This is a genomic window from Phreatobacter sp., from assembly GCF_051860605.1.
Lineage (GTDB): Bacteria > Pseudomonadota > Alphaproteobacteria > Rhizobiales > Phreatobacteraceae > Phreatobacter.
Genome location: NZ_JBHYDR010000001.1, coordinates 537,958 through 550,626, shown reverse-complemented (window position 1 = coordinate 550,626; position 12,669 = coordinate 537,958). Strand labels below are relative to the sequence as shown.

12 protein-coding genes and 2 pseudogenes are annotated in these 12,669 nt (G+C 68.9%); 6 read left to right on the top strand and 8 right to left on the bottom strand.

Annotated elements, in window-relative coordinates:
* Positions 1–134: 134 nt before the first annotated feature.
* From rpmB to ppa, 4 genes and pseudogenes are all read left to right on the top strand, one after another.
* Complete coding sequence (gene rpmB / locus ACTIFS_RS02575) at positions 135–428, top strand: 50S ribosomal protein L28 (protein ID WP_439572462.1); 294 nt, start codon at positions 135–137, stop codon at positions 426–428.
* Positions 429–630: 202 nt separating this feature from the next.
* Positions 631–1,686 carry a TIM44-like domain-containing protein gene (locus tag ACTIFS_RS02570; RefSeq protein WP_439572461.1) on the top strand — a complete coding sequence of 352 codons (1,056 nt, stop codon included), beginning with the start codon at positions 631–633 and terminating at the stop codon, positions 1,684–1,686.
* Between the two features lie 180 nt (positions 1,687–1,866).
* The gene (locus tag ACTIFS_RS02565) at positions 1,867–2,376 is read left to right on the top strand and encodes a GNAT family N-acetyltransferase (RefSeq protein ID WP_439572460.1); all 510 of its coding nucleotides are present in this window, start codon (positions 1,867–1,869) and stop codon (positions 2,374–2,376) included.
* Positions 2,377–2,475: 99 nt separating this feature from the next.
* A pseudogene (gene ppa, locus ACTIFS_RS02560) lies at positions 2,476–3,000 on the top strand (inorganic diphosphatase); the annotation flags it as partial.
* A gap of 318 nt (positions 3,001–3,318) precedes the next feature.
* Here ppa and ACTIFS_RS02555 read toward each other — a convergent pair.
* From ACTIFS_RS02555 to ACTIFS_RS02540, 4 genes and pseudogenes are all read right to left on the bottom strand, one after another.
* Positions 3,319–3,699, bottom strand: coding sequence for a response regulator (locus ACTIFS_RS02555; protein WP_439572459.1), 381 nt, complete (start codon positions 3,697–3,699; stop codon positions 3,319–3,321).
* A gap of 7 nt (positions 3,700–3,706) precedes the next feature.
* Positions 3,707–4,237 (bottom strand): hypoxanthine phosphoribosyltransferase, encoded by a 531-nt coding sequence (gene hpt / locus ACTIFS_RS02550; RefSeq protein WP_439572458.1) that lies wholly within the window; start codon positions 4,235–4,237, stop codon positions 3,707–3,709.
* Between the two features lie 71 nt (positions 4,238–4,308).
* Complete coding sequence (locus ACTIFS_RS02545; protein ID WP_439572500.1) at positions 4,309–5,118, bottom strand: FxLYD domain-containing protein; 810 nt, start codon at positions 5,116–5,118, stop codon at positions 4,309–4,311.
* Between the two features lie 39 nt (positions 5,119–5,157).
* Positions 5,158–5,253, bottom strand: a pseudogene (locus ACTIFS_RS02540) (MJ0042-type zinc finger domain-containing protein); the annotation flags it as partial.
* A gap of 133 nt (positions 5,254–5,386) precedes the next feature.
* Here ACTIFS_RS02540 and ftsE point away from each other — a divergent pair.
* Positions 5,387–6,073: a cell division ATP-binding protein FtsE gene (gene ftsE / locus ACTIFS_RS02535; protein WP_439572457.1), complete on the top strand. Its 687-nt coding sequence runs from the start codon at positions 5,387–5,389 to the stop codon at positions 6,071–6,073.
* Complete coding sequence (locus ACTIFS_RS02530) at positions 6,067–7,059, top strand: cell division protein FtsX (protein WP_439572456.1); 993 nt, start codon at positions 6,067–6,069, stop codon at positions 7,057–7,059. The genes ftsE and ACTIFS_RS02530 overlap by 7 nt, the downstream gene beginning before the upstream one ends.
* Before the next feature lie 25 nt (positions 7,060–7,084).
* Here ACTIFS_RS02530 and ACTIFS_RS02525 read toward each other — a convergent pair whose 3' ends face one another.
* The 4 genes from ACTIFS_RS02525 to ACTIFS_RS02510 all read right to left on the bottom strand — a co-directional run bounded on the left by ACTIFS_RS02525 (position 7,085) and on the right by ACTIFS_RS02510 (position 12,571).
* Positions 7,085–7,870 (bottom strand): LolA family protein, encoded by a 786-nt coding sequence (locus ACTIFS_RS02525; RefSeq protein ID WP_439572455.1) that lies wholly within the window; start codon positions 7,868–7,870, stop codon positions 7,085–7,087.
* 73 nt (positions 7,871–7,943) lie between these two features.
* Positions 7,944–10,688: a DNA translocase FtsK 4TM domain-containing protein gene (locus ACTIFS_RS02520; protein ID WP_439572454.1), complete on the bottom strand. Its 2,745-nt coding sequence runs from the start codon at positions 10,686–10,688 to the stop codon at positions 7,944–7,946.
* Positions 10,689–10,872: 184 nt separating this feature from the next.
* Positions 10,873–12,192 carry an ammonium transporter gene (locus tag ACTIFS_RS02515; protein ID WP_439572453.1) on the bottom strand — a complete coding sequence of 440 codons (1,320 nt, stop codon included), beginning with the start codon at positions 12,190–12,192 and terminating at the stop codon, positions 10,873–10,875.
* 40 nt (positions 12,193–12,232) lie between these two features.
* Positions 12,233–12,571, bottom strand: a complete 339-nt coding sequence (locus tag ACTIFS_RS02510) for a P-II family nitrogen regulator (protein WP_439572452.1) — start codon at positions 12,569–12,571, stop codon at positions 12,233–12,235.
* Positions 12,572–12,669 lie beyond the last annotated feature (98 nt).

Genomic DNA, 12,669 nt, shown 5'->3' with positions numbered 1-12,669 from the left:
CAGGCGGAAAACGGCCGGGCAGCCGGTTTTGCTTGACAGACAGGGCCTCTGTCACTAAGCGAACCCGTCTCCGATCAGGACTGTCTTGTCCAGCGGCCTCCCGCGCCGCTTTGCCATTATCCAGGAACCGACCGATGTCGCGTCGTTGTGAACTCACCGGCAAGGGTGTCCAGGTTGGCCACCGCGTCAGCCATTCGAACATCAAGACGAAGCACCGCTTCCTGCCGAACCTGCAGAACATCTCGTTTGCCTCCGAGGTCCTCGGCCAGACGGTTTCGCTGCGCGTGTCGACCCATGCCCTGCGCTCGGTCGATCACAACGGCGGCATCGATGCCTTCCTGACCAAGGCGCGCGCCGACACCCTGTCGGCCAAGGCCAGGCAGCTGAAGACGGCAATCGTCAAGAAGCAGGCCGCCGCGGCCGCCTGATCCGCCGGTTTCGGCATGAGGTTTCGACCGGCGTCGCCAGCGGCGCCGGTTTTGCCTTTGTTAATGTGGCGTTTCGTGGCGGCGCGGCGATTTCCCGCACCCCGGGGGCGCGGTGCACGGATTGCCCGAAGCGGCCTGATCCCCATATGGTAGGTTCGAGAACCGGCATCTGCATGCCGGGAAGACCCTTGGGGAAACGACCATGAACGAGACGCCTTCCCGGTCCTTCGGGCTCAGATCCTCCGGTAGCCGGACCTGGCTGAAGATCGCGGCCATCGCCGCGGTCGCCGTGTTCCTCAGCGCGGCCGTCGCCGAGGCCCGCCGTGGTGGGTCGTTCGGCAGCCGCGGCACCCGCACCCAGTCTGCGCCGCCGCCGACGCAGACCGCGCCGGGCACGGCCCAGCCGATCCAGCGCACGCAGACCCCGGCTCCCGGCCCGACGGCCGCCAGTCCGGCTGCAGCGGCGCGGCCGGCGGCTGCTCCCGCCGCGCAGGGCTCCCGCTTCGGCGCGCTCGGCATGGGTCTTGCCGCCGGCTTCATCGGCGCGGGCCTGTTCGGCCTGCTCTCCGGACAGGGCTTCCTTGCCGGCCTCGGCTCGCTGATGGGCCTGATCGGTTTCCTCGCGCAGATCGCCCTGATCGCCGGCGTCATCTACCTCATCGTCCGCTTCGTCCGCGGCCGGCGCGAGCAGCCCTCGACCGCGAATGCCTATGCCCGCGGCCCGGCCGGCGGCCCTGCTCCCGGCCCGCAGCCGGGCGGTGGTCCGCTCGGCGCCGCCGCGATGGGTGGCGGCGCGATGGCGGCCGGTGCCCCGATGGGCGCTCCCGCCGCTGCCCCGCCGTCCGCCCCGAGCGACGAGGTCGGCCTGGACGGCCGCGACTTCGACAATTTCGAGCGGCTCCTGTTCAACATCGAGGAGGCCTATTCGCGCGAGGACATCGGCGCCATCCGCGCCATGACCACGCCGGAAGTTGCCGGCTACTTCGAGGAAGAACTGCGCCAGACCGCCGCACTCGGTCATGTGACCCGCCTGTCCAATGTCAAGCTGCTGCAGGGCGACCTGTCGGAAGCCTGGCGCGAGAACGATGCCGACTACGCGACGGTGGCCATGCGGTTCGCCGTTACCGAGGTGGTGCTGGAACGGGCAACCGGCCGCGTCGTCTCCGGCAATCCGCAGGGCGAGGAAGCCACCGAATTGTGGACCTTCCGCCGCCCCCATGGCGGCATGTGGCAGCTCTCCGCCGTCCAGCAGCCCTGACGGCGCGTCTCGCGACAGAGCCTTGTTTCCCAAAGGCCCCGGCACTGCCGGGGCCTTTGCTTGTCGGGCCGGGCCATCCACAGGGGGCCTGTGGATGTTAACCTTCCGGTCACAGGTGTTGACGAAGTCTTAACGAAACCGTTGCGGCTCCGTGGCAGTCGTGGTTCCATCGGCATCGCCATGAAGACCGTCACGACCGAAATCAGGCTTGCCCGCGCCTCCGATGCCCCGGTGATCGCCGAGGTGCACGACGAGGCCTGGCGCTCGGCCTACCGGGGCCTGATCCCCGGCCCGGAGCTTGAAAAGCTCATCGCCCGCCGCGGCCCGGCCTGGTGGGAATCGGCGATCCGCAAGGGCAACCGCGTCGCCCTGCTCGGCTTCGGCGACGAGATCGCCGGCTATGCCAATTACGGCCGCAACCGGGCCCGCGCGCTGTCCTATGACGGCGAGGTCTATGAGATCTATCTGCGGCCCCAGTTCATCGGTCTCGGCCTCGGCCGCCGCCTGTTCAAGGCTGCGCGGCGGGATCTGGCCGCCCATGGCCTCGACAGCCTCGTCATCTGGGCGCTGACCGACAACGACGCCGCCATGCGCTTCTATCGCGGTCTCGACGGCAAGCCGGTGGCCCGCTCATCGGAAACCTTCGGCGAGCGCTCGCTCGACAAGACCGCCTTCGGCTGGCCGGCCTGAGGCACCTCGCATCGTTCATCCTTTCGTCGCGCGGCCCTTGCTGCCCGTGTTGCGTTGCGGCAAAGGGAGCACCACGTTTCCCCGTGGAGAACCCACCCCATGCGCATCGACGCCATTTCAATCGGCAGGAACCCGCCCGACGAGGTCAATGTCATAGTCGAGGTGCCTGTCGGCGGCGAGCCGATCAAATATGAGATGGACAAGGAAGCGGGCACGCTGATCGTCGACCGCTTCCTCTACACCTCGATGCGCTATCCGGGGAATTACGGCTTCATCCCCCATACGCTGTCGGAGGATGGCGACCCCTGCGACGTGCTGATCGCCAACCAGCGCGGCATCATTCCCGGCGCGATCGTTGCCTGCCGCCCGGTGGGCGTGCTCATGATGCAGGACGAGGCCGGCGGCGACGAGAAGATCGTGGCCGTGCCGGTGTCCCGGCTCACCCGCCGCTACGAGAACGTCCACGACATCAAGGATCTGCCGGAAATCACGCTCAAGCAGATCGAGCACTTCTTCTCCCACTACAAGGACCTTGAGTCCAACAAATGGGTGAAGGTCATCGGCTGGGGTGACGCGGCGGACGCCCGGCGCCTGATCCTGGAGGCCATCGAACGGGCGACACGCGCCAAGGATGGCGGCAAGGCCAAAGCGGGCGGCAAGGCTGCCAAGGCCAGAAGCGAGAAGGCCAAGTCAGCCAAAGCCAAGACCGAAAAGACCAAGTCGGCCAAAGCCAGATCGGCCGAGACGAAGACGGTCGAGACGAAAGCTGCCGGAGCGAAGCTGTCCGCAAAGGCGGCCGGCCGGCCGAAGTCGGACAAACGCTGACCCCGACCTGTTCCGCCTCTCGCCTGGGCAAGCGACAGGCCGTGTCGCTTCCCGGGCATGACCTGAAGCGAGGCGCCAGTCCGGGCCGTCTGCCCCGGAGGCCGTTGCCGTGCTCGGTCAGAAGCCCTTCGGACCCGCAGCCAGCGCCTCGGCCACCTTGGCGCGGATGTCGGCGAGCGAGAACGGCTTGGTCACCACGTCATGGACCAGCGCTTCCAGCCCGTGCGCCCGTTCGCGCTGATCGGCATAGCCGGTCATCAGCAGGATCACGAGCGCCGGGAACTGCGGGGCAGCGGCAAGCGCCAGCGCGATCCCGTCCATCAGCGGCATGCGGATATCGGTGAGCAGCAGGTCGTAGGCACCGGCCTCGCGCTCAAGCACCTCCAGCGCCTCGGCGCCGTCGCGCGCCTCGGTGACGGCATGGCCGTCCACCTCCAGCGCCCGGCGCACGAAGGCGCGGACCGGTTCGTCGTCCTCGGCCACGAGAATGCGCGCCATGGCCGGATCAGCCCTCGATCACGCCGACGAACGGCAATTGCCGCCAGGCATGGGCAACGTCCATGCCGTAGCCGACCACGAAGACGTCGGGGCAGGTGAAGCCGACAATATCGGGCTCGAGATGAACCGCCCGCTTGCCCGGCTTTTCCAGCAGCACGCAGGTCTTCACGCTGCGCGCCCCGCGCGCCATCAGCAGGTCCTTGGCATAGGTCAGCGTGCGCCCGCTCTCCAGGATGTCGTCGACCAGCAGCACGTCGCGGCCCGCCACCGGGCTTTCGATGTCGTGGACCACGCGCACGGTGCCGCTCGACACCGTGCCTTCCAGATAGCTCGACAGCGACATGAACTCGACCTCCGGCGCCATCCCGGCGGCGTCCATGGCGCGGATCAGGTCAGCCGCGAAGACGAAGCTTCCCTTCAGCACGGCGATCACCAGCAGCCGCTCCGGCCGGGTCTTGGCAATCTCGTCGACCATGCTCTTCTGGCGCTCGGCGATCTGGTCGGCCGAGAACAGGACGCGGATCTTGTCGCGGGTCATCGATCAGGCTCCGGCCATCACCGGAACGGCCGGCAACGCTGCGGGAAATCTAGCGCGGCGCGCGAACGGCGTCATCTGCCGGAGGCATCCGCGGCGGTGAAGAAGCGGACCTCCACGCTGGCGCCATCCGGTGGCGGCGAGGCCAGTCGCGAACGGAACGGCGTCGCCTCGCCGGGCTCCAGATTGGCCTTCGGCGGCGCCGCGTTCCACGTGTAGATCTCCTTGCCGGTCCGGTCGCGCACGGCAAGCCGCAGGCGCGGCAGCGGCACGGTGCGGCTGGTGATGTTGACGAGCCGGCCCTCCACCACCAGCACGACGACGCCATCGACGATCTCGTTGGCGCCGCGCACGTCGCGGAAATCGATGCCGCGCAGGTTCACCGGCATGCCGAGCTGCTCATAGACGGCCGCCGAATCAGGCACCGTGCGGACCACCTGCTCGCGGCCGAGAAGGAAGGTCGCAAGGATGGCGCTGCCGAGAACGATGACAACCACCGGGAGCGACAGGCGCCATGCCGCGGCCTTCGACGGCCTGACGGCAAGCTGGGGCCGCAGCCCTGCCACCCGCGAGGACAGGGACCTGCGCGGCGGCGGCGCGGGGGGCGGATCGTCGGCGTCGAGATCAACCTGCGAGGGAAGCGGTGCGGCGGCGTCCGGCGGCGCCAGCGGCGGTGACTCGGCCAGCACCGGCCCGTCTTGGTGATCTGGCGGCTCGGGACCATCCGGGCCACCCGGCGTGCCGTCGCGGGAGCGGGCCTCTTCGGCAAAGGCTGCGCCCCAGTCGTCATCGTCGGCGGCGGGAGCGGCTGGCTCGGGCGCCATCGGCCGCTCGGCAGGCCGGGCGGAGCGCGGCTCGTCCTGCTGGACGGCGACAGCTGCCACGGGCTCCTCCACGGCGCTGTCCGGCGTCGCCAGCCAGACCGTGCGGCACGAGGCACAGCGAACCTGCCTCCCGGACGGACCGAGAGCCTGCTGGTTGACGCGGAAAGCCGTCGCGCACGACGGGCACACGATCATCATGGCGATGCCCAGGGAACCTCTTTTCCCTCATGCACCGTCGCTCACCGTGGTTAATTGGCCGTTAAGCGCCGAGGCATGCCATGATTGCGCCAGCCCGAATCGCCGCCCGGAACCAGAGAGACGCCGCCCCGTGGTCCGCTTCGAGAATGTCGGCCTGCGCTACGGCCTTGGCCCGGAGGTGCTGAGAGATCTCAGCTTCTCCATCGAGCCGCACTCCTTCCAGTTCCTCACCGGGCCCTCGGGCGCCGGCAAGACCAGCCTGCTGAAACTGCTGTTCCTGTCGCTGCGCGCGACGCGCGGTAGCGTCAGCGTGTTCGATCGCGACACGGCGGACCTCACCAAGGACGAGCTTTCCGTGCTCAGGCGGCGAATCGGCATCGTGTTCCAGGATTTCCGCCTGCTGGACCACCTGACCACCTATGAGAACGTCGCCCTGCCGCTGAGGGTTCTGGGCAAGGACGAGGCGACCTATCGCTCCGAAGTCGTGGACCTGCTGGACTGGGTCGGGCTCGGCGACAGGATCGACGCCTATCCGCCGATCCTGTCGGGCGGCGAGAAGCAGCGTGCCGCCATTGCGCGGGCGGTCATCGTGCGGCCCGAGATGCTGCTGGCGGACGAGCCGACCGGCAATGTGGACCCGCCGCTCGCCCGCAGGCTGCTGCGCCTCTTCGTCGAACTCAACCGCACCGGCACGGCCGTGCTGGTGGCCACCCACGACCTGTCGCTGCTCGACCAGGTAGAGGCCCGCCACCTGATTCTCGACGACGGGCACCTGTCGATCGTCGATCCCGAGACCGCCGAGGACGGACAATGGTGAGCCTCGCCGCCCTGCGCCAGCGGTCGGACGCCCTGCTCCGCCGCGGCCGCGACCGGATCGGTCTTGCTGCCGAGCCCGGCGGCCTCAGCGCCAGCGGCGCCTCCCTGATCCCGCCTTCGTCCATTGCCGGCCGGGCGCTTGCGGTGATCATCGCCATCATGACCTTCCTTGGCTCGCTCACGGTCGGCGGCGTCGAGCTTGTCCGCGGCGCGGCCGAGGACTGGACCGCCTCCATCGTGCGCGAGGCGACCATCCAGGTGCGGCCGATACCCGGCCGCGATCTTGCCGCCGACGTGACGCTCGCCACCGAGATCGCCGCCCGGTTCCCCGGCGTCGCCGATGTCTCCCCCTATACCGCCGAGGAGACGCGGCGCATGCTGGAACCCTGGCTCGGCACCGGCCTCGGCGCCGAGGACCTGCCGATCCCGCGGCTGATCGTGGTCAAGCTCGCCGACGACCGGCGCACCGACATGGAGCGGTTCCGCCGCACGCTCACCGAAGCGGTGCCCAGCGCCAGCCTCGACGACCACCGCCAATGGTTCGACAGACTGCGCGCCATGGCCCGGGCGGTGGTGATCGCCGGCCTCGTCATCGTGTCGCTGATGGTGGCGACCACCGGCCTGTCGGTGATCTTCGCCACCCGTGCGGCGGTGGCGACAAACCGCCCGGTGGTGGAGGTGCTGCACTTCGTCGGTGCGCGCGATGCCTTCATCGCCGGAGAGTTCCAGCGCCATTTCCTCTGGCTGGCGCTGAAGGGCAGCATTGCCGGAGCACTGGGGGCGCTGGGCGCCATCCACCTCGCCGGGCTCGTCGCCGCCCGCTGGCGCGCCACGGCCGGCGGCGACCAGATCGAGGCGCTGTTCGGCTCCTTCGCGCTGACCGGTTCCGGCTATCTGTGGATCGCGGCGCTGGCCGCGCTCGTCACGGCGGTTGCCGCGCTCACCTCGCGGCAGACCGTCATGCGCACGCTGAGAGAGATCGACTGAGGACGCCGGGCTACCGACCGTCCGGTCACTCCAGGATGCGCTGGTAGTTGATGCGGAACAGGCGCTGGTCGGGCCGGGTGCGCGGGTCGAGATTGTGCAGGGCGACGGATGTCTCGTAGCCCTGCGCATCATAGACCGTCCACTGGCGCAGGGTCAGGTCACCGGCATTGAACAGCACCATGAGGCGGTTCGTCCCGCCGATCGCCTGCCGCTCCTCCAGCATGACCACGACATAGTCCTGATCGCGCGAGACCGAGGTGACATTGGCGTCGCGCAGGATGTCGACACGGTCGGACAGCAGGAAGCGCAGCGGCGTCTGCGACAGCGGATAGATGTCCTGCGTGTTCAGGCGCCGGTCGCGCACCGCCACCGACTGGCCGTCGGCGATGATCTCCACCGGGCTCGGCGCATTGTACTGGAACCGGATGCGCCCGGGCTTCTCCAGAAAGAGCTTGCCGGTGGTGCGCCGCCCGTCCGGGCCGATCTGCACGAAGTCGCCCTGCAGGGTGCGGATGCCGTTGAAATAGGCATTGACCTGCTGGGCGATCTCGCGGGCGCTGGCATCGACGCCGCGGGCCCCGCGCGGGGCCGGATGGCGGACCGGCGGGGTCAGGGCACCGGTCGCGGCGGCTGGCGCACCCTGCGGACGGGCCGGGGCGGCGCCGCCGGCGGGCGGGCCGAGCTGGATCGGCGCCCCCTGGGCGAGGATCAACGGGCGGTCGGGCGAGGCCGCGGCCGGCAGGACGGCCGAGAGGGCGCATCCTGCTGCGATCAGTCCGGCCGGGATCGCGGCTGCCAGGCGTCGTGTCATCGGGTCTCCGGAAGGCTCACGGTTCTGGCGGGAGATAGGAAGCCGGTGGGGCGATTTCGAGGCGGCCGCTGCGTCAGTCGACCGCCTCCGGCATGAGAATTTCGCGTTTGCCCGCATGATTGGCGGGACCGACCAGCCCCTCCCGCTCCATGCGCTCGATCAGCGAGGCAGCCCGGTTGTAGCCGATCTGCAGGCGGCGCTGGATATAGGAGGTCGACGCCTTCTTGTCGCGCACCACGACCTGCACCGCCTTGTCGTAGAGATCGGCCGGCTCCTCGCCGAAGGCGCCCTTGTCGAACACGGCGCCATCCTCGCCCTCGCCGTCCATCCCCTCGTCGTCGTCGGTGGTGACGGCGTCAAGGTAGTCGGGCGCGCCCTGCATCTTCAGGTGGCTGACGATGCGCTCGACCTCCTCGTCCGACACGAAGGGGCCGTGGACGCGGCTGATACGGCCGCCGCCGGCCATGTACAGCATGTCGCCGCGGCCGAGCAGCTGCTCGGCCCCCTGCTCGCCGAGAATGGTGCGGCTGTCGATCTTCGACGTCACCTGGAAGGAGATGCGGGTCGGGAAATTGGCCTTGATCGTGCCGGTGATGACATCGACCGAGGGGCGTTGCGTCGCCATGATCAGGTGGATGCCGGCGGCGCGCGCCATCTGGGCGAGGCGCTGGATGGCACCCTCGATCTCCTTGCCGGCGACCATCATCAGGTCGGCCATCTCGTCGACGATGACCACGATGTACGGGATCGGCTCGAGGCCCATCTCCTCCTGCTCGTAGATCGCCTCGCCCGTCTCGCGGTCGAAGCCTGTCTGCACCGTGCGGGTCAGCACCTCGCCCTTGGCCTTGGCCTGCGCCATGCGGGCGTTGAAGCCGTCGATGTTGCGGACGCCGAGCTTCGACATCTTCTTGTAGCGCTCCTCCATCTCGCGCACCGCCCATTTGAGCGCCACGACCGCCTTCTTCGGATCGGTGACGACGGGGGTCAGCAGATGGGGAATGCCGTCGTAGATCGACAGTTCAAGCATTTTCGGATCGACCATGATCAGCCGGCACTGGTCCGGCCGCAGCCGGTAGAGCAGCGAAAGGATCATGGTGTTGATGGCCACCGACTTGCCCGAGCCGGTGGTGCCGGCGACCAGCAGGTGAGGCATCTTGGCAAGGTCGGCGATCACGGGATCGCCGCCGATGGTCTTGCCGAGCGCGATCGGCAGCTTCTCCTTGGCGGTGATGAAGTCCTGGCTCGCCAGCATCTCGCGCAGCAGCACGTTCTCGCGCCTGGCATTCGGCAGTTCGATGCCAATGGCATTGCGGCCGGAGACGAGGGCGACGCGCGCCGAAATCGCCGACATGGAGCGGGCAATGTCGTCGGCGAGGCCGATGACGCGGTTGGAGCGCGTGCCGGGCGCGGGCTCGAGTTCGTAGAGCGTGACCACCGGGCCGGGCCGGACATTGATGATCTCGCCGCGCACGCCGAAATCGTCGAGCACGGAGGCCAGCGTCGCGGCGTTCTCCTGCAGCACGTCCATCGACATGGACGGATGGCGCTCGGACGGCTTCGGCTCGGCCAGCAGGTCGAGCGGCGGCATTTCGTAATCATCCTCGGCGCCGTCCGGCGGCGGCAGCGGCAGCTTCTGCTGGATTGCGGCGGGCTTTGGCGCAGGCGCAGGCGCATGAATGCGCGGGCCAGCCGCCCCCTTGGGCGGCGATGCGGATGGCGGCAGTCCGGCCCCGTCATCCAGGTCATGGGCCGACGGCCGGTCATCTGAAGACGGCCGGTCGTCCGATGTGTTTCTGTCGCGGCCAGGCGGCTCGTCGGCAATGCGCTGTGCCGGAGCGCTTCCAGGTCCGGCTTCGGCTGCCGCCGGTCGTGCCAGCGGCGCATGGTAGGTCCGTGGCGGACGGGCGGGCTCCTCCATCACGGGCTCGCGCCGCACGCCGGAGCTTCGCCGGGAGCCGGGCAGGAGATCATCGTCGGGCTCGGTGAAATAGGCCTTGGCCCGCGCCACCAGCCCCGGGGACCGGTCGCTGCCATCGGCCGGGTCGGCGCCGGCTGCGCGCCGCGCCGTCTGGGGTGCCTCGGCCATCGCGCGCGCCATGCGGGCCCGCGTCGAGAGCATCGCGTGGACGATGCCGCCGGTGAGGCTCTGCCCGATCAGGGCGAGGCGGCCGGGCTCCTCGTCGGGAGACCGGGTGCGGCGCGGCTGCGGCGCGACACGGTCGATTTCCTCGGCCAGCGTTTCCGGCTCGGGTCGGAACAGGGCAGCCACCGCCACGGCAGCCAGCAGCACGGCGAAACCGCCCATGGCAAGCGCCGCAATCCAGCGCATCGCGCCGTCCATGCGGCCGAGCAGCGAGGCCAGCACGGTCAGCCCGCCATCACCGATGACGCCGCCGATACCGGTCGGCAGAGGCCAGCCGCTGGGAGCGGGCAACAGCGACAGCGCCACCGCAGCCACCATCGCTGCGGCAAGCCCGAGCGGGATTCTGAGGCCCTCGCGATCAAAGGAGCGGTTGCGCATCAGCCGCCAGCCCCAGGCCGCGGCAATGGCGAGCAGCACGACCGAGCCGAGGCCGACCAGCTGCATCAGGAGATCGGCCAGGATCGCGCCCGGCCGTCCAACCCAGTTCTGGACAGGGGCATGGGTGGCGCGGCTCAGCGAGGGATCTCCGGCGGTCCAGGTCAGCATGGCCACCGCAGCCAGCGCCACGCCGGCCAGAACGGCCAGCCCGACGATCTGCCGCAGCCGCCGCCTGAACATGCCGCCCAGACCTTCCGTCAGCAGGGTCGGCCCGGAATGCCGCTGCGCCACAGCCATGTCGATCCAGTCCCACGCACGATCTGCCGGCGTCCCGCGGGGACAGGCCGGCCTGATTGCGGACCTTACCTAGGCAAGGGTTGACGCTGGATTAACCATGGCCCGGTTGCGGGCGTTGCGGGGGCAACGCAAAACCCCCGGCGCGGGGCGCCGGGGGTCGCATAGGCGGCCGGAAGGTGGCCGGTCAGGTGTTGTAGGCGCGCTCGCCGTGCTCGGCGAGGTCGAGACCCTCGCGCTCGCGGTCCGCCGTCACCCTGAGGCCGACGATGACATCGACGATCTTGAACAGGATGAACGAGACGATGCCGCACCAGACGATGGCGATGACCACGGCCACGAACTGCTTCCAGACCTGGGCGGCCATGGAATAGTCGGCGACGCCGACGCCGCCGAGCGAGGTCGACACGAAGATGCCGGTGCCGATCGATCCGACGATGCCGGCCACCGCGTGGATGCCGAACACGTCGAGGCTGTCGTCATAGCCGAGCGCGTTCTTCACGGTGGTGCAGAAGAAGAAGGCGACTGCACCGCCGAGGGCGCCGAGAACGATCGCCCCGATCGGGCCGACCAGACCGGCCGCCGGGGTGACGGCCACGAGCCCGGCCACCACGCCCGACACGAGCCCGAGCAGCGAGGGCTTGCCTTTGGCACCCCATTCGACCAGAAGCCAGGCCAAAGCCGCAGCCGCCGTCGCGACGAAGGTGTTGATCATGGCGAGCGAGGCGACGCCGCCGGCCGTGAGGGCCGAGCCGGCATTGAAGCCGAACCAGCCAACCCAGAGCAGCGCACCGCCGACCATGGTCAGGGTGAGCGAATGGGGAGGCATCAGTTCCTTTCCGTAGCCGATGCGCTTGCCGATGACGAGGGCGCCGACGAGGGCGGCAACGCCGGCATTGATGTGGACGACCGTTCCGCCAGCGAAATCAAGCGCGCCGAGCTTCATCAGGTAACCGTCGGCATGCCAGACCATGTGGGCGATCGGGAAATAGACGAAGGTCACCCAGAGGATGGTGAACAGCATGATGGCGGAGAACTTGGTCCGCTCCACGAAGCCGCCGATGATGAGCGCCGCGGTGATCGCCGCAAACGTCATCTGGAACGACAGGAACACATATTCGGGGATGGTCGCGTTCAGCGATTCCGGCGTGATGCCGCGCAGGAACGCCTTGGAGAAATTGCCGATGAAGGCATTGCCGTCGCCGAAGGTCAGGCTGTAGCCGTAGATCACCCAGATGATCATGGTGACGCTGGCAACCGCCAGCACCTGGGTCAGCACCGAGAGCATGTTCTTGGAGCGCACCAGCCCGCCATAGAACAGGGCAAGGCCAGGCACGATCATCAGCAGCACCAGTAGCGTGGACACCAGCATCCAGGCCGTGTCGCCGGAATTGAGGGTGGGGGTGGGCGCCGGCGTCTGGGCGAATGCGGGTTCGGCGAAGGCGAGAGCCACGGCACCGAGGCCCACCGCCGCTGCCGCCCACCGGGAGGAACGCAGGATTGTCATGAGGGATGTCTCCGGAAGTGCGATCTGGGGAGCGCGGCGGTCACAGCGCGTCGATATCGGTCTCGCCGGTGCGGATGCGCACGGCGTGCTCGATGGAGGTGACGAAGATCTTGCCGTCGCCGATCTGGCCGGTCTTGGCAGCGCCGGCGATGGCGGCCACGACCTTGTCGACATCGGCGGCGGGGACCGCCACCTCGATCTTCAGCTTGGGCAGGAAGCTCACGGCATATTCGGCGCCGCGATAGATTTCCGTGTGGCCCTTCTGGCGCCCGTAGCCCTTCACCTCGGTGACGGTCAGGCCGTGCACTCCGATACCCGTCAGGGCATCGCGCACCTCCTCCAGCTTGAATGGCTTGATGATCGCCATCACGATCTTCATCTCGGCATCCCCGTTTGGCTCCGTTCGGTTCTCGCCCCAACGGATGCTTGGTGTGCATCGTGTCGGGGCCGCCCCGTGGGGCGACGACCGAACCGGGT

Coding starts and splice junctions, on each gene's coding strand:
- rpmB (WP_439572462.1), top strand. CDS start 135: ATGTCGCGTCGTTGTGAACTCACCGGCAAGGGTGTCCAGGTTGGCCAC.
- ACTIFS_RS02570 (WP_439572461.1), top strand. CDS start 631: ATGAACGAGACGCCTTCCCGGTCCTTCGGGCTCAGATCCTCCGGTAGC.
- ACTIFS_RS02565 (WP_439572460.1), top strand. CDS start 1,867: ATGAAGACCGTCACGACCGAAATCAGGCTTGCCCGCGCCTCCGATGCC.
- ACTIFS_RS02555 (WP_439572459.1), bottom strand. CDS start 3,699: ATGGCGCGCATTCTCGTGGCCGAGGACGACGAACCGGTCCGCGCCTTC.
- hpt (WP_439572458.1), bottom strand. CDS start 4,237: ATGACCCGCGACAAGATCCGCGTCCTGTTCTCGGCCGACCAGATCGCC.
- ACTIFS_RS02530 (WP_439572456.1), top strand. CDS start 6,067: ATGGTGAGCCTCGCCGCCCTGCGCCAGCGGTCGGACGCCCTGCTCCGC.
- ACTIFS_RS02525 (WP_439572455.1), bottom strand. CDS start 7,870: ATGACACGACGCCTGGCAGCCGCGATCCCGGCCGGACTGATCGCAGCA.
- ACTIFS_RS02520 (WP_439572454.1), bottom strand. CDS start 10,688: ATGGCTGTGGCGCAGCGGCATTCCGGGCCGACCCTGCTGACGGAAGGT.
- ACTIFS_RS02515 (WP_439572453.1), bottom strand. CDS start 12,192: ATGACAATCCTGCGTTCCTCCCGGTGGGCGGCAGCGGCGGTGGGCCTC.
- ACTIFS_RS02510 (WP_439572452.1), bottom strand. CDS start 12,571: ATGAAGATCGTGATGGCGATCATCAAGCCATTCAAGCTGGAGGAGGTG.